The organism is Adlercreutzia equolifaciens DSM 19450 (assembly GCF_000478885.1).
Lineage (GTDB): Bacteria > Actinomycetota > Coriobacteriia > Coriobacteriales > Eggerthellaceae > Adlercreutzia > Adlercreutzia equolifaciens.
On record NC_022567.1, the window covers coordinates 1,264,989 to 1,282,349 of the forward strand.

The following is a 17,361-nucleotide window of genomic DNA, read 5'->3' on the forward strand; positions in this document are numbered from 1 at the left end:
AGGTGGCCGGCATAAAGAAGAGCACCGAGGCCTTCCGCGTCGATCCGGCGGCCACGGCGGCGTTCTCGGCCCTGCGCAGCGCGCTTCCGAACCTGCGGCCTTTGGATGAGGACGCCCGTGCGCTGAAGGCGGTGGTCATCGGCGGGGGCACCGGCGCTCCCGTCTCCATCCGGACGCTGCTCTCCTTGGGCGTGCAGACGAGCGCCGTCGTGGCCATGGCCGATGACGGCGGCAGCACCGGCGTTCTGCGCGAGGAGGCCGACGTCACGCCGCCCGGCGACATCCGCAAGTGCCTCGTGGCCTTCGCGAAGGATCCCGCCGACCCGCTTGTGCGGGCGCTCAAGTACCGGTTCGCCGTGGCCCGCGACCATGCTCTGGGCAACCTCCTTCTGGCTGCGCTGGAAGATGCGACGGGGTCGTTTCCCGAGGCCATCGCCATCTGCGAGAAGCTGGTGGACGCCCAGGGGCACGTGTATCCCTCGACGCTCGACCATGTGATGCTGTCGGCCCAGACCCAAGACGGGCGCATTCTGGACGGTCAGGCCGTGGCCTGCCATTCCAAGACGGCGCTTGCGCAGGTGTGGCTCTCCGCCGAGGACGGCCGGCCGCCGCGACCTTACGAGCCGGCGCTTCAGGCCATCCGCGAGGCCGACCTCATCGTGCTGGGCCCGGGGTCGCTGTTCACCTCCATCATCCCGAACCTGCTCATCCCCGGCGTCGTCGAGGCCATCCGCGCCTCCCGGGGCCGCGTGCTATTCGTGTGCGCCCTGGCCGACGTGCAGGGGGAGACGTGGGGGCTGACGGCCCGCGAGCACTTCGAGGCGCTGGCGGCCCACGGTATGGAAGGCCTCATCGACTACATGCTCGTGCACTCGAAGGTGCCCTTGCGCGCCGAAAGCCCCGCCACGGGCAGCTTCGCGGCCATCTCCGGGGCCGAGCTGGAGCACGCCTCCACGAGCGATTTGAACGACGACCAGCTCATCAAGGGGGTGCGTCCCATCTCCATCTCCTACGCCGATATGCTCGCCATCCAGTCCCGCGGCCCCATCGTCATCAGCCGCAACCTGGTGGACGCCGAGCAGCCCACGTGGCACTCGCCCTTCGCGCTGCGCGATGCCTTCCAGAACGTCATCAAGCTCTCGCGGGCGCGCCGGAGCTAGACCATGTCGTTCACGTCCGAGGTGAAAGACGAGCTGGCCCGGGTCGTGCCCGCTTGTCCGCAGTGCGAGAAGGCGACGCTCGCGGCCCTCGTGCGCATCGAGGGCACGCTGTTCGTGAGCGGACCGGCCCGCTACCGGGTGGAGATCGCCACGGACGCGCCGGCCTCGGCCCGGCTCGTTGTGAGGCTTCTGCACGGCATCTATCAGCTGAAGACCAATCTCACCATGCGTCGTTCGGTGCTGCACAAGACGCCGAACTACCTCATCGAGGTGCCGGCCCAGCCCCACCTGGCCGACGCTTTGCGCGACATGGGGGTGCTCTCGGCCGAAGGGGGCCTGGAGATGGGCATCAAGGAGGCGCTTGTGGAAAAGCCCTGCTGCGCGGCGGCCTATTTGCGCGGCGCCTTTCTGGGCAGCGGTTTCATCTCGAATCCCAAGAGCGACTTCCATTTCGAGATCACCGTGGAATCCGAGGCGCTGGCCGAGGGGCTCGTGGAGCTCATGGCCCGCAAGGACATCACGGCCCGCATCATGGCGCGGCGCAGCTCGTACATGGTCTATCTGAAGAGCGGCAACGCCATCACGGAGTTCCTCGCCTTCACCGGCGCCCACCAAGCGGCGCTTTCCATGGAGGAGGAGCGCGTCGTGAAGTCGGTGCGCAACGACGTGAACCGCCAGATCAACGCCGAGTTGGCCAACCAGCAGAAGGCCTCGAACGCCGCCGTTGAGCAGATCTACGCCATCAGGCGCGTGGTGGAGCATTACGGCATGGAAGACCTGCCCCCGGCCCTGCAGGACTTCATCCGCCTGCGCGTCACCTATCCCGAGGCATCGCTGAAGGAGCTCGGTGAGCGGGCGACGCCGCCCCTCTCCAAGAGCGCTGTCTACCACCGCGTCCGCCGTCTCGAGTCGATGGCCGCCGAGCTGGACGCGGGGGAGTAGAGCCGCCAACCCCATCGAGGTGGTAAACGGCTTCTCTAACTTCTCCCTTGTGCCGTATTTCCTCCAGTAAGTTGTGCCCGAGTCAATTTACTGGAGGAAATAGGCGGCAAGTTGTTGCGCTCGCTTTTGTGCAGGCGGGACGGTTTTCGGGGCCGTCGGCTTTATCGTGGTGGGAATCGCTTAGCTTCGTAGTAAACTTGTGAGAGGCCTAACAGCTGATACGTGCCCATCGGGCTTCGCGAGTATCTTGTGAAAGGAGATACGCATGACAACCAAGGTAGGCATCAACGGATTCGGTCGCATCGGACGCCTCGTCTTCCGCGCCATGGCCGACGATCCCGAGGTCGAGGTGATCGCCGTCAACGATCTGGGCGACAAAGCCACCGCTGCTCACCTGCTGAAGTACGACTCCATCCACGGCATCCGCAATTTCGATATCGAAGTGACGGATGACGGCTTGGTGGTGGATGGCAAGCACGTGACCATGCTTTCCGACCGCGATCCGGCGAACCTGCCCTGGGGCGAGCTGGGTGTGGATGTGGTCGTAGAGGCCACCGGCATCTTCAAGACCGGCGAGCTGGCGCAGAAGCACCTGGATGCCGGCGCGAAGAAGGTCGTCATCACCTGCCCGGCCAAGGACGAGGACATCACCATCGTCATGGGCGTCAACGACGACCAGTACGACCCCGAGGTGCACAACATCATCTCGAACGCCTCCTGCACCACCAACTGCCTGGCTCCCTTCGCCAAGGTGCTGCTGGAGAACTTCGGCATCAAGCGCGGCTACATGAACACCATTCACTCCTACACCAACGACCAGAAGATCCTCGATCTTCCCCATAAGGATCTGCGCCGCGCCCGCGCTGCCGCCGTGTCCATGATCCCCACCACCACCGGTGCCGCCCGCGCCGTGTCCCTCGTGCTCCCCGAGCTCAAGGGCCGTCTCGACGGCTTCGCCACCCGCGTTCCCACCCCCGACGGCTCCATGGTCGACCTTACGGTGGAGCTGGAGAAGTCGGTGACCGCCGAGGAGATCAACGCCGCCATGAAGGCCGCGGCCGAGGGCCCCTTGAAGGGCATCCTGGAGTACACCGAGGATCCCATCGTGTCCATCGACATCGTGGGCAACGACCACTCCTCCATCTTCGACTCGCAGCTGACCATGGTGCTCGGCGGCGAGGGCAACTTCGTGAAGTGCGTCTCCTGGTACGACAACGAGTGGGGCTATTCCAACCGCGTGAAGGATCTTGTTAAAATTCTTCTTCCGGAGGAATAAGAATTTTAATCAAGATCGCCGACGCTGCGGTTCCGACAGGCACCTGGCCTTGCCCCTTGTTTGGGGTACGGCGCGGCACGAAGGCCGCTTGGCCCCAAGGCGGGGCAATTCCAGGCACCTGTCGAAACCTCGCTGACTTCCTTGGGCGAACCAGTGAGGCAAAATAATTAGTATTTTGAGAATCCCGGTTCCCTTAATGAGCCGGGTTTTCTCTTTGGGAAAGGAATGACATGGCTGATATCAAGACCATTGACGATGAGAATTTCGTGGGCAAGAAGGTGCTCGTGCGCGTCGACTTCAACGCGCCGGTGGATGCCGATGGCAACGTGACCGACGACACGCGCATCCGCGCGGCGCTGCCCACCATCAACAAGCTCATCGGCGACGGCGCCCGGGTGATCCTCACGAGCCATCGCGGGCGCCCGGCGGGGGAGGGCTTCGAGGAGTCCTTCAGCCTGGATCCCATCGCGCGCAGGCTTCAGGAACTGCTCGGCCGCGACATCGTGCTCTCGCGCGAGCTTGTCGGACCTGCGGCTCAGGAAGCCGTCGACGCGCTGGAAGACGGTGACGTGCTGCTGCTGGAGAACATCCGCTTCGACAAGCGCGAGAAGAAGAACGACCCCGAGTTCGTCCGTGCCTTGGCAGACCTCGCCGATGCCTACGTGAACGACGCCTTCGGCACGGCTCATCGCGCCCATGCCTCCACAGCCGGTGTTGCGGCTTATCTGCCCTCCTATGCCGGCTACCTCATGGAGCGCGAGGTGGCCACGCTCACGGGCATGCTCGACGAGCCGCGCCGCCCCTTCGTCGCCATTCTCGGCGGCTCGAAGGTCTCCGACAAGATCAAGGTCATCGACGCGCTGCTGGAGAAGGCCGACACCCTCATCATCGGCGGCGGCATGTGCTTCACGTTCCTGGCGGCCCAGGGCAAATCCGTGGGTACCTCGCTCATGGAGGCCGATTGGGTCGAGCGCGCCGGCGACATGATGAAGAAGGCCGCCGACCGCGGCGTGTCGCTGCTGCTTCCCGTGGACGTCGTGTGCGCCGATGCCTTCGCGAACGACGCCAACCTCGCCACCGTCTCGGTGGACGAGATTCCCGACGACATGATGGGCCTCGATATCGGCCCGGAGACGGCCGAGCTGTACGCCGAGGCCATCGGCATGGCCAAGAGCGTCTTCTGGAACGGCCCCATGGGCGTCTTCGAGATGCCCTCCTTCGAGGCCGGCACCCGGGCGGTGGCCGAGGCCGTGGCCGCCAACGAGGAGGCTGACACCATCATCGGCGGCGGCGACTCGGTGGCCGCGGTGAACCAGTTCGACCTGGCTGACAAGATGACCTTCATCTCCACGGGCGGCGGTGCCTCCATGGAGCTCGTCCAGGGCGAGGCGCTCCCCGGCGTCGAGGCCCTTCGCTAGAAAGGAAGCAATATGCCCCGCAAGAACCTCATTGCCGGCAACTGGAAGATGAACAACACCATCCCCGAGGCCGTGGTGCTCGCTCAGGAGATCTCCAACCGCATGGAGCGCGACTGGCTCGAGCTGGTGGACGTGGCCGTCTGCCCGCCGTTTGTGGATCTCAAGCCTGTGAAGAGCGTCTTCGAGTTCGACCGCGTGGATATCGCCGTGGGCGCCCAGAACGTCTACTGGGAGCCCAAGGGCGCGTTTACCGGCGAGATTTCCATCGCCATGATCAAGAACATCGGCTGCGCCTTCTGCATCGTCGGCCATTCCGAGCGCCGCAATCTGTTCGGCGAGACCAACGAGGAAGTGAATTTGAAGGCCCGCGCGCTCATCGAGGCCGACATCACCCCCATCATCTGCGTGGGCGAGTCGCTGTCCGTGCGCGACGGGGGCACCTACCTCGATTTCGTCACGGCCCAGGTGCGCGCGGCCTATGCCGGCATGGACGCGGCCGACGCCGCCCGTACCGTTGTGGCCTACGAGCCGGTGTGGGCCATCGGCACGGGTCGCACGGCCACGCCCGAGCAGGCCGAGGAGGTCTGCGCCGCCATCCGCGCCACCGTGTCGGACATGTTCGGCGCTGAGGTGGCCGAGAACCTGCGCGTGCTCTACGGCGGCTCGATGAACGAGGGGAACGCGGCGCTGCTCCTCGCCGAGCCCGACATCGATGGCGGCCTTATCGGCGGTGCGGCGCTCAAGGCCGATTCGTTTATCCAGATCGTGAAGGAAGCCTGCTAAATGGAACGACCTGTTGTGGCGCCGGCCCGCGAAGAGCTGCGCCTTCCCGCCTGTCTCATCATCATGGACGGCTTCGGCCTGGCCGAGCCGGGCCCCGGCAACGCCATCTCGCTGGCCGCAACACCGGTGCTCGACCGCCTGTTCGCCGAGGCGCCCACCACGCGCCTGGCGGCCTCCGGCGAGGCCGTGGGCCTGCCCGAGGGGCAGATGGGCAACTCGGAGGTAGGGCATTTGAACATCGGTGCGGGGCGCGTGGTGTTCCAGGAGCTCACGCGCATCAACCGCGCCTGCCGCGACGGATCGATCGCCGTAAATCCGGAGATCGTCGCGGCCTTCGAGACGGCCAAGAAGCAGGGAGCCGCGCTGCATCTCATGGGATTGCTCTCCGACGGCGGCGTGCACTCCTCCAACGAGCACCTCTACGCGCTCGTGGACGCCGCCGTGGCGGCCGGGGTGCCGCGCATCATGGTGCACTGCTTCATGGACGGCCGCGACGTGCCGCCCGCCAGTGGGGCCGGTTATATGGCCGAGCTTGTAGATCATCTGGAGCGGGCTGCGTCGAAGGCCCCGGCTGGCGCGCCCTGCGAGATTTCCATCGCCTCCGTGGAGGGCCGCTACTACGCCATGGATCGCGATAATCGCTGGGAACGCGTGGAGCGAGCCTACGATGCCGTCGTCTGCGCCGAGCCCTTCCGCGACCTGGCTGCCGTGGCTGCCATGGAGGCCTCCTACGGAAGCGAGGTGACCGACGAGTTCGTCGAGCCGGTGGCCCTGGATGCCCGCGGTATGCGCGACGGGGATGCCGTCATCTTCTTCAACTTCCGCCCCGACCGCGCCCGCGAGATCACCCGCGCCATCACCGATCCGGCCTTCGCCGGCTTTGAACGCAAGAAGTGGCCGAGCGTGCATTTCGTGTGCCTCACGGAGTACGACCCGGACATTCCGGCGGCTGTGGCATTCCCCAAGGAGTTCCCGGAAAACGTGCTGGCCGATGTGCTGGCTGACGCGGGGCTTACCCAGTACCACATCGCCGAGACGGAGAAGTACGCCCATGTCACCTTCTTCTTGAATGGCGGTCGCGAGGCCGAGAAGGCGGGGGAGAGCCGATGCCTCATCGCGAGCCCCAAGGTGGCCACCTACGATCTGCAGCCGGAGATGAGCGAGCCCGAAGTGGCCGACACCCTGGCAGCGGCCATTGACGCCGATGAGGCCGATGTGTACATCGTGAACTTTGCCAATTGCGACATGGTGGGGCATACCGGCGTCGTGGACGCGGCCCGCGCGGCTGTAGAGGCGGTGGATGCCGGCGTGGGGCGCGTGCTCGCCGCCATCGAGCGCAAGGGCGGCGTGGCGCTGGTCACGGCCGACCACGGCAACGCCGACAAGATGATCGCCGAGGACGGCGGCGCGTTTACCGCGCACACCACCAACCCGGTGCCGCTCGTGCTCGTGGACGCGAGCGGGTCGGACCTCGCCCTTTCCGGCGCAGAAGGGTGCCTGGCCGACATCGCGCCCACGCTGCTGGCGATGATCGGCCTGCCGCAGCCGTCCGAGATGACCGGCGAGAGCCTTCTGGCTTGAAATCGTTTCGATGCCGCCGCGTGACCCTTGAAGGCGCCGGCGGCATCGGCTATACTAGTCAACTTGCGTACGCAAAACACTGGAAACGTAAAGGAAGCGTGACACGTTGAATCCCCTGGTAATCGTCTTCTTGGTTCTGCTGGTTCTGTCCGGCGTCGGCCTTATCATCTTCATTCTCATGCATTCGGGCAAGGGCACGGGCATCTCGGACATGATCGCGAGCTCCATGTATTCTACCCAGACGGGCACGAGCATCATCGAGAAGAACCTCGACCGCATCACCATCGGCTGCGCTATCGTGTTCCTGCTCTCGCTCGTGGTTCTCATGATCATTTACCCCCACGGAACCATTACCCAGTAATTGGAAATTTCTTCTTGCATCGCGCGGGAGTTCTGTTAGAATAATCGTCGCTGCAAAAAGCATGTCGGAGTGGTGGAACGGCAGACACGCTAGCTTGAGGTGCTAGTGCCCATATACCGGGTGTGCGGGTTCAAATCCCGCCTCCGACACCATCGAAATTAAAAGAGCCCGTAAGGGCTCTTTTCATTTCGCCGATGCTGCGGTTCCGACAGGCACCTGGCCTTGCCCCTTGTTTGGGGCGCGGCGTTGGCCTAAGCCAACTTGGCCCCAAGGCGGGGCAATTCCAGGCACCTGTCGCAACCTCGCTGACTTCCTCGGGCGCTTTCGGAACTCTTCTCCGGTTCTGAAAAGTAAGGAGTGATTTGCATGACGACAGACAGCAAGACAGCTCATGGGCGGCAGGTGGAGAGGGTTCTTTGGATCGTTCTCGTCTTGAACCTGGTGGTGGCCGCCTCCAAGTACTTCTACGGTCTGGCGTCGGGGTCGGCCTCCATGCAGGCCGATGGCATCCACTCGGTATTCGACTCGCTGGGCAACGTCATCGGGCTTGTCGGCATCAGCTTGGCGGCGCGTCCTGCCGACGCGGGGCACCCTTACGGCCATTCCAAGTTCGAGACCTACGGTTCGCTCGCCATCGGCGTGCTGCTCCTCTTCGCAGCCTTCGAAGTAGGCTCCTCGGCTGTGGAGAAGCTGGTCGCCGGCACCTACACGGCTCAGGTGACGCCCGTGTCCTTCATCGTCATGGTGGGAACCCTCGTGGTGAACCTGTTCGTGACCTTGTACGAGCGCCGTGCGGGCAAGCGGCTCAAGAGCGAGATCCTCGCGGCTGATGCGGCTCACACGCTCTCCGACGCTTTCGTCTCCATCGGCGTCATCGTCGGCCTCGGCTTCGTCGTGGCCGGGTTCCCCATGGCCGATCCCATCATGGCGCTGCTCGTGACCGTGGCCATCCTCGCCTCGGCAGTGGGCGTGTTCCGCACGGGGCTGCGCACCCTTTCCGACCACGCGCGCATTCCCGCCGCCGACATCGCCCGCGTGGCGGAGAAGGTGAATGGCGTGCGGTCGATCCATGCCGTGCGCACCCGGGGCACCGAGGCCGAGGTCTACTGCGATCTGCACGTGCTCGTCGATCCGCAGATGACGGTGCTTGCCGCCCATGACCTGGGAGACGAGGTGGAAGGTGTCGTGGCCGCGGCCTTCCCTCAAATCAAGGAAGTGCTCGTGCATATCGAGCCGGATACGGCCGCCGAGCGCGCCGAGGGCTAGCGCAAAAAAGCCGCCGTCCGATTTCGCGGGCGGCGGCTTTCGGTAATCTGCGGGGACAGCCGGGGACGGCTTTCCTAAGCTTGGGCGGTGAACCGGATGCCGACGTAGAAGGCGGTATTCGGCAGGCCCGAGATGTCGTAGACCTCGTCCAGCTCGATGACCGACACGCGCCAGTTGTAGGTGCCGTTGTCCGTGGACACGACGCCGGCCTGGTAGGTGTTGCCCGAGTCGTCCACGCCGCTGTCGGTGACCTCGGCATTTTCCAGCCCCTCCACCTGCATGGCCCCCTGGACGGCCTTCTCGATGGTGCCCGAGGCGAAATCAGCGTAGCGCAGGCGCATGTCGTCGCCCGCCTTGCGCGAGACGGTGAGCGTCCAGGCTCCCTTCAAAAGCTTCACGGCGTCGCCGGCCGACAGCTTGTCGATGCCCTGAACGTACATGAGCCCCGCTTCTTCCAGGGAGACGTCGGCGGGCAGCTTGATGACCTCGAAGCCGCCGTCGGGGTCGGTGCCCACGGGGGTGCGCTCGTACAAAGTGTAGCCGGCATCGGTAAGCGCGGTCATGATCTCCTCGTCGGAAAGCGGCATGAGCGAAGAGAGCAAAGGGAAGTCGTAGGAAACCTCGCGGGCCAAGTTGTCCTGCAGCGTCTGCTGCTGGCGGATGGGCTCGTTCATGATCTGGTCGAAGTAGCGCCCCAAGAAAAGGCAGCCGACAACGGCGGCCACGACCATGGCGGCCAGCATGATGGCCTTCACGCGCGGCGGCATCTCCAAGGGACGTGAGAGCTCGGCGCCGTCGTAGTAGCGAACGTCTCCGATCTGCACGGTGCTCTTCGGCTCGCGGGCCAGCGGATGGAAGCCTGCACGGCGGGCGGGAGGCATCTCGGCTTCGCCCGATCGGGCGTGGCTGGCCTTGCGGCGGCGCGCCTCCTCGGCGGGGCTTGTAGCGGCTTCGGTTGAATCTACGGAATCGCGCAGGTTCTCGTCTTGGGTCATGAATGGCGCTCCTGTACGTTACGGTGTTGCTGCCGATTATACCATTGCTTCCCCGTTGGCTCTCTGCTAGGATAAACGGACTCCATGGGGGAGTAGCTGGCGCCAACGGGCGCGGCTCGTCAACATCGTGGCCACGGTTGCGCACATGGGCGGCAACGGCGGACCTGGCGAGCCTCAATTAGCGAGACTCATGGTGCAGGATTGACCGCAGAGGTCCGTTCTGCACCATGAGTCTTTTTTTGTGGGCCGGATGGGCCGGCCCGCGCGGACCGAGGAGGAAGACGTGGATCTTTCGATTTTTGCGACCCCGGAGGCATGGATCAGCCTCCTCACGCTCATTTTCCTGGAGATAGTTTTGGGCGTGGACAACCTGGTGTTCATCTCCATCACCACCAACCGCCTTCCACCGGAGAAGCAGCATATCGGCCGCAAGCTGGGCCTGGCCGGCGCGCTGGTTATGCGTATCCTCTTCTTGTGCTTCGCCTCCTATCTGGTGCACATGACCGCATCGCTGTTCACCGTGAACCTCGGCGCCTACAGCCACGGCTTCTCGGTGCGCGACATCGTCATGCTCGTCGGCGGCGGCTACCTTATCTACAAGGGCATCAGCGAGCTTATCGACGTGCTCGCCCTCACCGAGATCAAGGCCGAGACCTCCGAGGAGCACAAGGCGCGCCATCTCATCGGGCTGCCCCAGGCCGTCGGCACCATCATGGTGATGGATCTCGTGTTCTCCATCGATTCGGTCATCACGGCCGTGGGCCTGGCCGAGCACCTCATCGTCATGATTCTGGCCGTCATGATCGCCGTGTTCATCATGATGATCTTCATCGATCCCATCTCCAATTTCATCAACAGTCATCCGGAGATGAAGATCTTGGCACTGGTGTTCATCTGCGCCATCGGCGTTCTGCTCGTCCTTGATTCCGCCGGCATCCACACCTCCATCGAGGTGCTCGACATGCACATGGAGAAGCTCATGGTGTACTTCGCCATGATCTTCGCGGTCGTCTTGGAGTTCATTCAAATGGCCTTCAATTCGCGGCTGAACGCGTGGAAGAAGCAGCTGGCCGACGAGGCCATCGAGGAGGCGGTGCGCGAGGCCGAGGGCGGCGAGGCGCCGGCGAAGGTGGGGGAGCAGGCCCGTGCCCGCGTGGACGCGGCCATCGAGAACGCCGAGCGGCTCAACTAGCGGCGCGGCTGCGGAAGGATGCCCCGGGCGCCCGTTTGCGGACGAGTCTTGAATTTCTTGAAATTAGGGCTTGCATCGTCTGGCTGCTTCCCTTATAGTATCTCCTCGCGATGCGGACATGGCTCAGCTGGTAGAGCATCACCTTGCCAAGGTGAGGGTCGCGGGTTCGAATCCCGTTGTCCGCTCCATTGTCATCAGAAGGCCGGTCAGGCTCTTGTTTGACCGGCCTTTGCAATGACAGCCGCCAGGGAATGGCGACGTGGCCAAGTGGTAAGGCAGAGGCCTGCAAAGCCTTCACCCCCAGTTCGAATCTGGGCGTCGCCTCCAACCTGGAACTTATATGCGGACATGGCTCAGCTGGTAGAGCATCACCTTGCCAAGGTGAGGGTCGCGGGTTCGAATCCCGTTGTCCGCTCCATGATTTCACGAATCGAGAGCCTGCGGGCTCTCGATTTTTTGCTGGAAGAGCCCTCTTTGCGTCGTGCTCGGTGCGGAAAGCTGCAGCGTTCGGTTTCCCGGCGAGCTGAGATGACTTTGCCTCGCTCGTTGATCGCGTGCACAAAATGAACGCCACCCTATGGTAGTATGGCAGCACGAAAAGATTCGGCCGTGAGAGGCGGTTGCCCATGGAGACGAGCAAAGTAAAATGCCGCGAGTGCAAGGCCCGCGCCACCCAGTACGAGGGGGCGTTGCCGACTCGGGGCGTTGCGAAGGTCCTCGTGGCAGGGTTCGCCATCTACATCCTCGGCCTGTGGGTGCTCGTGGCTCTGGCGGGTTTCACGATCGGCGATGCCGCCGAGGTGGGCATGATGGACATGCTCATCGTGCTGGCCGTCGTCGTCACCCTTGCCACGGCCGGGGTGGTGTGGTGGATGTTCCGCCCGAAGGCCGGCAAGGTCGTTATCTGCGAGAAGTGCGGCGCCCGCTATGCGGTGGTGCAGCCTCCCAAGTACACCAACGGTTGGAACTACGACAAGATTGCCCCGGCATCGGGCCGCGAGCTTCCCGAAGGGGAGCCGGTGATCGATGAGGGAAGCCAGGCTCCTGCCCCCGCATCCGCGCCATCTGCCGCCGATTCCAAGGAATCCTGAAAAACCCTTTGACAGGGAGCGGCGATCTGTTAAACTACTAACTCGCTGCTGAACGAAAGCGAGGCGACAACCCGGAATGCGCGATTAGCTCAGGGGGAGAGCACCACCTTGACACGGTGGGGGTCACAAGTTCAAATCTTGTATCGCGCACCATGAAATACCAGGTCAGAGGCTTGAAAGCTTCTGACCTTTTTCTTTTCACGAGTCCAAATGGAAGCAAAATGGACTCAGAATCCGCCCCCGTGACTTCATTACCAGTCCATCGCCTCCACCGCCTCGTGCTTCTGGGCCATGTCCACATGGGTGTAAATGTCCATGGTCGTGGAGTACTTCGCGTGGCCCGCGAGCACTTGGAGAACCTTCGGATCGGTCTTCTTGCGGGCCATGGCCGTGAGGTAGCTGTGCCTCATGTCGTGCAGCGTCATGCCCTGGCACCCGTAGCCGTCCCGGTGGCGCTCCCACCACCGGGTGACCGAGTGGGGCCGCATCCTCTCGCCCAGCTCGTTGCACATGAGCGGCGTGTCGTCGCCGAGGACGGGCCACGGTCGGCCCGTCTCCTCCCGCGTCTCCGCGAACATCTCCTCTATGGCGGCCATGCGCTCCCTCAAGTCCGCCTTGAGGCTCGCGGGCATAGGGAGCGCCCTCTTGGATGCGGCGGTCTTCGTGTCCTTCTGCCGCCCCAGGCTGTCGGTGCCGTGCGCCACGTGTATCTCGCCGGCCTCGAAGTCTATGTCCCGCACGTCGAGCCCCACGATCTCGCCGCGCCTCATGCCCGACCTGACCGCCGCCCTAAGGGCGAACTCCATGGGCTTCCTCGGATCGAGGGAATCGACGAGCGCCCTGATGCCGTCCACGGGGAGGGGAGTGCGCTCCTCCGTGTCTATGGCCGGCGGCTCTGCGTACTCGCACGGGTTGAAGTCCGCGTCGCCCTCCTTCACCGCGTCCTTGAACATCCTGTGGAGCGTCACGGAGATATCGCGCACGTAGGTTCCTGACAACGGTCTGCCAGAAGGGCTCTCGCCGTTTCTGAGGGCCTTGTGCATCGCATCCAGGTGCCCAGGCCGTATTTCCTCTATCCGGGCCTTAGAGAGGTGCATATTGGCGCACACGATGTGGCACCTGTTCTTCTGCAACGTGTCGTAGGCGACCTTCGCAGCCCGCTCGGACAGCCACGCCTCCGCGTAGGCGGGGAAGAGCATCCCCCTCTCGCGCCTCACCTCGCCGCGCTCGATGGCGGCCACGAACTCGTCCTTGGCGTCCTGAGCCTCGGAGTAGGTTCCATGGAACACCCTCGTCTTGACATAGCCCTCGTCGCCCTCGAACTCGCCCTCGATCTCCGCGCGAAGCTGCCACTTGCGGCACTTGGCGCGCGGCTTGCCCCGCTCCATCTTGTACACGGAGCCTTTGCCGCGAACCTTCACCTTGGCCATGGTACAATCACCTCTCCCTTCCATTACCGACAAGACCGACGAAGGAGGCGGCATGGACGCAGCCCAGCAAATCGTCACCGTGAAGTTCGACGGGCAGGCTCACCAGGTCGATGTTCACACATTCACGAACGTCGTGCTCGACTACTCCTCCGTCCTCCAGATGACCGCAAAGGAGATCGGCGTCGGCTCGCCCGTGAACGTGGCCATTGCCGCGACTGGCGAGGGAAGCCTCGACGTGATGCTCTCCGTGGCGGCCGAGCAGGCCGGCGGCATCCTCGCTCTCCTCAACGACAACCAGGGCGCCGTAGAGGCCGTCGGAGCGGTTGTGACAGCGTCGATCGGTCTCTATAAGTTCAAACAGAGTCTCGCTGGCAAACAGAAGGCCGAGAAGAAGTCGGAGACGCCAGAGACCGTCACGGTAAATGCGGACGGAGAGGACATCACCGTTGCAAAGAACGTTTACAACGTCTATATGAACTGCCCGAATGCAACAGATGCGATAGACAACACGTTCTCCACCCTCGACGAGAACCCAGCCGTTTCCGGGCTCCAGATGTCCACCAACGGCGATGTGTCGTTCAGAGCAGAGCGGGACGAGTTCTCCGCCATTGCGAGTTCCCCTAACTACGAAGGGGATACCACCAGGCACATCGAGGCACGAGACTGGTTGACGGTGGTCAAGCCGTTCCTCGCAAAATCCAAGACGAGGAAATGGGAGTTCATCTACCAGGGCAGCAAGATAACCGCCTGCGTGACCGATGATGGCTTTCTCGATTCCATAGAGGCCGTCCCGTTCAAAGTTGGCATGAAGATGCTCGTCGATCTCGACATAGTCCAAGAATACAGCGTGCCTTACGATACGTGGCTCAACAAGAAGTACACCGTGGTACGAGTTATCGACGAGGAGTACCCGACCAGGGACGAGCCTCTGTTCTGATGCCCCTGGGGGCACTTCTATCCGTAGCATGGTACAATTCACCTTGCCTTCCTATTCGTAGGATGGTATTTCTTCTGCGAGCCCCGCCAGTCCGCCAAGATCAAAGCGGGGCTCCCTTCTCTGAGGGCGTATTGCCCAAAACAAATCCCTGTGTTAAACTGCCAACCAGAAAGGTACCTACCGGTGAGAAGAAGCCCATGGGGCAAACTTCCTGAAAGGGATAGCCGGGATGGTCCAGGAGCCGTCAGTCACCTGGCGGCTCCTGCTTTTTCATGGGCGCCCAGAACTCCAGGCCCGATCTGATCGCCTTCAGCGACAGGACGTGCCCGTTATCGCCCTGCTCCCGGCTCCGCTGGATGGCCCAGCAGTAGTAGTCGGCAATTTGCAGGTTGTAGCTGCTCATAGACCTGTGGTGAGCGATGGTGAACCTTCCCGGAGCGTGCCTTTTCAGCACGGCCTTCAGCCTTTGCGTGTACTCCTTCTTCTTGATGTCGCTCGGCAGCTTGTCCGTCACGGCTATTATCTTCGACGCCGAGTCAAGCTCGAAATCCCGATTGATGGACTTGAACAGCGTGTCGAACAGGTTGCAGTAGATGTCCCCTGGCGTGCTGAACTCCGGGTCGCCGACGCTCTTCTCCACCGCCGCGTAGTACACGGCAAAGAACTGCTCGTAGAGCCTGATATGCTCGAAAACCTCGGCCCTTATGAACTTCCGGTCGTTGCAGGCATGGAAGTACTCCACGTCGTCGCCGCGCTCAAGCATGTCCCTCTTCAGCTCGGAAAGATCGTCGGCGCACCGGAACGGGCGTTGAGTCATGGCGCACGTGAGAATGAAGAACTTCGAGCCCTTCTCGCCGAGATCGAAGTCGCCGGCCTCGTCGAAGAACAGATAGAGGGGCTTGTTCCCAAACTTTGCCCTTGGGCCGAAGGACGCTCTCTTGCTCACAAAAGGGCCGCTGATCTTTATCTTCGCACCAGATTTGATGGCTCCTCTGACGGCGCACTCCCATATCTCCTTCTCGGAAGGCGGATAGGCCTCGTGGAGCAACTGGTGGGTCTCAGAAAAAACAATGGCCGAGGGATTTCCACTTGCATCGCTGCTAGAAGTGCCCTCGGCTCTGTCGTTACCCATCTTATCACCTCCAAATTTTTTTCAAATAAGGTTTAAAGAACATTTTCAAAAAAGGTTTCAACTGAAGTTCGCGCTGTCGCTACTCCATTTCTCGCGAAGGCTGATACCAGACGACGGCGCCCGTCAGCTCGCTAGTCGATTTCCTCGACGCATACTCCCGTCGATTCGAGCCATTGGATCACGGCGTCCCTGAAGCCGGGATAAGAGCCGGGTGCGCACAGCGCCGCGAGCTCGCGGCCGTACCTGGTGAGATCGGGGGTCACGACAGCAACTTGACGCTCCCTCCTGTCGAGCCGGTACGCCACGCCGTCTATCTTCGCGACAAGAATTCCCCGCTGATCGAAAGGAAGTGATCCGTATACATACACACCTTTGCTGTGGATCTTCGTCAGCCCGAGGGCGTCCAGCGACTCGGCCTCGTCCCTTGAGAGGGAGAACTCTTCCAGGCCCTTGCACTCTATCATCGGAAGAAGCTTCTTGCCGCCGTCCGGATCGACAGCCTCGATGCTGCACCCGCACAGCTTCTGGAAGGCACGGGCCTCCGACCGGGACATGTCGCCGAGTATGCTCATGGTCTTTTTCGATACCGATCCTGGCCTATCCAACTCGCCGGCGAGAACAGAGGCCCACGTGCGCTGGGCCTCTTCGTCAACCGCGCGCTCCGCGTGTCGTCGGAATGCCTCCACCCAAGCTGGATCCACCTCGTCGGCCCTCGAAACATCCGGTTCGAGCTCAGCGGCGAAGCTGACGACATTGGAAAGACGCTCGCATCCGACTCGCTCCTTGGCGATGGCGGAGCACAGCGCGTCGATGCTCTCTTGCGACATCTCCTTTTCAGCTCCGATGTTCTTGACGATCTCCATATCGCGCAGCGTCCTTTTTACGGAACGCGATTTGGCTCTGTCAACGCTGCCAAGGGGCACGCCCGGAAAAAGCCTCCCTATAGCGTCCATCGTGTTTGGGACGATGTTTCCGACTGCCGTTATTGCTCCTTCGAATGTCATCTATCCCATCTCCCTCGGGGCCTGGTACCAAGTGATCACGCCCGGAATCTCCAGGCTGTGCTCGCTGTCCCGCCTTATGATGATGTCCTCGTGGTCGGGGTTGTGGCTCTCCGGCGAGAGGATCATGGTGTTGGCCGTCATGCGCAGCCGGCGCACGATGTAGTCGCAGCCGTCAACCGACGCCATCACGATGGAGTTGTCGCGCGGCTGCTTCTTCCGCGATACAACCAGGTCGCTGCCGACGGAGAACACCTTGTCCATGCAATCGCTCTCGCTGGACACCACGAAGCAGTCGGGATCCTCGTCCACGAGAGACTGTGGGATGCTCACTATGGTGGTCTCGTCGTACACATCCGGCTGGGCGAGAACCCCCGCGTGCACCTTCCCCAGGCGCGGCGCTAGGCCCATGACCATGCCTACGGCGGGACGGGCGTTAGATATTCCTGGAAAGCCTCCATGCTCTTTTGCCGCTAGGCCGTAATTCTCGGAGAGAATATCGTCCTCGCTCAGATTGAAGTAATCGCATATGTTGCGCACGGCATCTTTGCGGGGGGTGGATCCCTTGCGCCAGCCAGTAACCGCTCCGGGTGTCACGTCTGCTATTCGTGCCAGATGGTCTTGATTAATGTTGAATTTGACCAGTAATGCATCAATGTTTTCAGGGACACCCATATCGCCTCTTTCAATGAAACTCAATTCCTATGAGCACTTTACCACCAATTAAAAAAATCTCAATTGTTTTTTAGCTTTACTAAAGTCTGTGATAAACCGTGCTGACGAAAGGAAGCAAAGG

The 17,361-nt window shown here is 62.4% G+C and carries 16 protein-coding genes and 5 tRNA genes; 16 read left to right on the forward strand and 5 right to left on the reverse strand.

Annotation, left to right across the window (positions count from 1 at the left end; genetic code table 11):
* Nucleotides 1-2: 2 nt before the first annotated feature.
* The 9 genes from AEQU_RS04940 to AEQU_RS04980 all read left to right on the forward strand — a co-directional run bounded on the left by AEQU_RS04940 (nucleotide 3) and on the right by AEQU_RS04980 (nucleotide 8,787).
* Nucleotides 3-1,160 carry a gluconeogenesis factor YvcK family protein gene (locus tag AEQU_RS04940; protein WP_022739831.1) on the forward strand — a complete coding sequence of 386 codons (1,158 nt, stop codon included), beginning with the start codon at nucleotides 3-5 and terminating at the stop codon, nucleotides 1,158-1,160.
* Nucleotides 1,161-1,163: 3 nt separating this feature from the next.
* Nucleotides 1,164-2,102 carry a DNA-binding protein WhiA gene (whiA, locus tag AEQU_RS04945; RefSeq protein ID WP_022739832.1) on the forward strand — a complete coding sequence of 313 codons (939 nt, stop codon included), beginning with the start codon at nucleotides 1,164-1,166 and terminating at the stop codon, nucleotides 2,100-2,102.
* A 265-nt stretch (nucleotides 2,103-2,367) separates the two neighbouring features.
* Nucleotides 2,368-3,378, forward strand: coding sequence for a type I glyceraldehyde-3-phosphate dehydrogenase (gap, locus tag AEQU_RS04950; protein WP_022739833.1), 1,011 nt, complete (start codon nucleotides 2,368-2,370; stop codon nucleotides 3,376-3,378).
* 230 nt (nucleotides 3,379-3,608) lie between these two features.
* The gene (locus AEQU_RS04955; RefSeq protein ID WP_022739834.1) at nucleotides 3,609-4,796 is read left to right on the forward strand and encodes a phosphoglycerate kinase; all 1,188 of its coding nucleotides are present in this window, start codon (nucleotides 3,609-3,611) and stop codon (nucleotides 4,794-4,796) included.
* Between the two features lie 12 nt (nucleotides 4,797-4,808).
* On the forward strand, nucleotides 4,809-5,579 hold the full coding sequence (gene tpiA / locus AEQU_RS04960) for a triose-phosphate isomerase (protein ID WP_022739835.1): 771 nt from the start codon (nucleotides 4,809-4,811) through the stop codon (nucleotides 5,577-5,579).
* The gene (gpmI, locus tag AEQU_RS04965) at nucleotides 5,580-7,160 is read left to right on the forward strand and encodes a 2,3-bisphosphoglycerate-independent phosphoglycerate mutase (RefSeq protein ID WP_022739836.1); all 1,581 of its coding nucleotides are present in this window, start codon (nucleotides 5,580-5,582) and stop codon (nucleotides 7,158-7,160) included. It abuts the gene before it with no gap.
* A gap of 106 nt (nucleotides 7,161-7,266) precedes the next feature.
* Nucleotides 7,267-7,521 (forward strand): preprotein translocase subunit SecG, encoded by a 255-nt coding sequence (gene secG / locus AEQU_RS04970; protein ID WP_022739837.1) that lies wholly within the window; start codon nucleotides 7,267-7,269, stop codon nucleotides 7,519-7,521.
* Between the two features lie 63 nt (nucleotides 7,522-7,584).
* Nucleotides 7,585-7,673, forward strand: a tRNA-Leu gene (locus tag AEQU_RS04975).
* 214 nt (nucleotides 7,674-7,887) lie between these two features.
* Nucleotides 7,888-8,787 carry a cation diffusion facilitator family transporter gene (locus AEQU_RS04980; RefSeq protein ID WP_022739838.1) on the forward strand — a complete coding sequence of 300 codons (900 nt, stop codon included), beginning with the start codon at nucleotides 7,888-7,890 and terminating at the stop codon, nucleotides 8,785-8,787.
* Nucleotides 8,788-8,861: 74 nt separating this feature from the next.
* On the opposite strand, the gene AEQU_RS04985 is transcribed toward AEQU_RS04980, so the two are convergent.
* Nucleotides 8,862-9,782 carry a hypothetical protein gene (locus AEQU_RS04985; protein WP_022739839.1) on the reverse strand — a complete coding sequence of 307 codons (921 nt, stop codon included), beginning with the start codon at nucleotides 9,780-9,782 and terminating at the stop codon, nucleotides 8,862-8,864.
* A gap of 283 nt (nucleotides 9,783-10,065) precedes the next feature.
* Between AEQU_RS04985 and AEQU_RS04990 the strand changes: the two genes are divergently transcribed.
* The 6 genes from AEQU_RS04990 to AEQU_RS05015 all read left to right on the forward strand — a co-directional run bounded on the left by AEQU_RS04990 (nucleotide 10,066) and on the right by AEQU_RS05015 (nucleotide 12,218).
* On the forward strand, nucleotides 10,066-10,974 hold the full coding sequence (locus AEQU_RS04990; RefSeq protein ID WP_022739840.1) for a TerC family protein: 909 nt from the start codon (nucleotides 10,066-10,068) through the stop codon (nucleotides 10,972-10,974).
* A 112-nt stretch (nucleotides 10,975-11,086) separates the two neighbouring features.
* Nucleotides 11,087-11,162: transfer RNA gene (locus tag AEQU_RS04995), tRNA-Gly, on the forward strand.
* 65 nt (nucleotides 11,163-11,227) lie between these two features.
* Nucleotides 11,228-11,301: transfer RNA gene (locus tag AEQU_RS05000), tRNA-Cys, on the forward strand.
* Nucleotides 11,302-11,316: 15 nt separating this feature from the next.
* Nucleotides 11,317-11,392, forward strand: a tRNA-Gly gene (locus AEQU_RS05005).
* A 208-nt stretch (nucleotides 11,393-11,600) separates the two neighbouring features.
* Nucleotides 11,601-12,065: a hypothetical protein gene (locus tag AEQU_RS05010; RefSeq protein WP_022739841.1), complete on the forward strand. Its 465-nt coding sequence runs from the start codon at nucleotides 11,601-11,603 to the stop codon at nucleotides 12,063-12,065.
* Between the two features lie 78 nt (nucleotides 12,066-12,143).
* Nucleotides 12,144-12,218 (forward strand) — tRNA-Val (locus AEQU_RS05015).
* Nucleotides 12,219-12,316: 98 nt separating this feature from the next.
* On the opposite strand, the gene AEQU_RS05020 is transcribed toward AEQU_RS05015, so the two are convergent.
* Complete coding sequence (locus AEQU_RS05020; protein ID WP_158318399.1) at nucleotides 12,317-13,519, reverse strand: site-specific integrase; 1,203 nt, start codon at nucleotides 13,517-13,519, stop codon at nucleotides 12,317-12,319.
* Between the two features lie 28 nt (nucleotides 13,520-13,547).
* Between AEQU_RS05020 and AEQU_RS05025 the strand changes: the two genes are divergently transcribed.
* Nucleotides 13,548-14,432 carry an LAPAL motif-containing putative phage structural protein gene (locus AEQU_RS05025; protein WP_022739843.1) on the forward strand — a complete coding sequence of 295 codons (885 nt, stop codon included), beginning with the start codon at nucleotides 13,548-13,550 and terminating at the stop codon, nucleotides 14,430-14,432.
* Between the two features lie 244 nt (nucleotides 14,433-14,676).
* Here the strand turns inward: AEQU_RS05025 and AEQU_RS11850 are convergent, their stop codons facing one another.
* The 3 genes from AEQU_RS11850 to AEQU_RS05040 form a co-directional block, all read right to left on the reverse strand.
* Nucleotides 14,677-15,564: a DUF3800 domain-containing protein gene (locus AEQU_RS11850; protein ID WP_022739844.1), complete on the reverse strand. Its 888-nt coding sequence runs from the start codon at nucleotides 15,562-15,564 to the stop codon at nucleotides 14,677-14,679.
* A 131-nt stretch (nucleotides 15,565-15,695) separates the two neighbouring features.
* Nucleotides 15,696-16,568: a DUF2806 domain-containing protein gene (locus tag AEQU_RS05035; protein ID WP_084280472.1), complete on the reverse strand. Its 873-nt coding sequence runs from the start codon at nucleotides 16,566-16,568 to the stop codon at nucleotides 15,696-15,698.
* Nucleotides 16,569-17,240, reverse strand: coding sequence for a S24 family peptidase (locus tag AEQU_RS05040; RefSeq protein ID WP_041714484.1), 672 nt, complete (start codon nucleotides 17,238-17,240; stop codon nucleotides 16,569-16,571).
* Between the last annotated feature and the right edge of the window lie 121 nt (nucleotides 17,241-17,361).

Bases quoted from the DNA above. Each gene is read 5' to 3' on its own strand.
- AEQU_RS05010 (WP_022739841.1), top strand. From the start codon at position 11,601: ATGGAGACGAGCAAAGTAAAATGCCGCGAGTGCAAGGCCCGCGCCACC.
- AEQU_RS04985 (WP_022739839.1), bottom strand. From the start codon at position 9,782: ATGACCCAAGACGAGAACCTGCGCGATTCCGTAGATTCAACCGAAGCC.
- tpiA (WP_022739835.1), top strand. From the start codon at position 4,809: ATGCCCCGCAAGAACCTCATTGCCGGCAACTGGAAGATGAACAACACC.
- AEQU_RS04955 (WP_022739834.1), top strand. From the start codon at position 3,609: ATGGCTGATATCAAGACCATTGACGATGAGAATTTCGTGGGCAAGAAG.
- gap (WP_022739833.1), top strand. From the start codon at position 2,368: ATGACAACCAAGGTAGGCATCAACGGATTCGGTCGCATCGGACGCCTC.
- AEQU_RS05020 (WP_158318399.1), bottom strand. From the start codon at position 13,519: ATGGAAGGGAGAGGTGATTGTACCATGGCCAAGGTGAAGGTTCGCGGC.
- AEQU_RS05040 (WP_041714484.1), bottom strand. From the start codon at position 17,240: ATGGGTGTCCCTGAAAACATTGATGCATTACTGGTCAAATTCAACATT.
- whiA (WP_022739832.1), top strand. From the start codon at position 1,164: ATGTCGTTCACGTCCGAGGTGAAAGACGAGCTGGCCCGGGTCGTGCCC.
- AEQU_RS05035 (WP_084280472.1), bottom strand. From the start codon at position 16,568: ATGACATTCGAAGGAGCAATAACGGCAGTCGGAAACATCGTCCCAAAC.
- AEQU_RS05025 (WP_022739843.1), top strand. From the start codon at position 13,548: ATGGACGCAGCCCAGCAAATCGTCACCGTGAAGTTCGACGGGCAGGCT.
- AEQU_RS04980 (WP_022739838.1), top strand. From the start codon at position 7,888: ATGACGACAGACAGCAAGACAGCTCATGGGCGGCAGGTGGAGAGGGTT.
- AEQU_RS11850 (WP_022739844.1), bottom strand. From the start codon at position 15,564: ATGGGTAACGACAGAGCCGAGGGCACTTCTAGCAGCGATGCAAGTGGA.
- gpmI (WP_022739836.1), top strand. From the start codon at position 5,580: ATGGAACGACCTGTTGTGGCGCCGGCCCGCGAAGAGCTGCGCCTTCCC.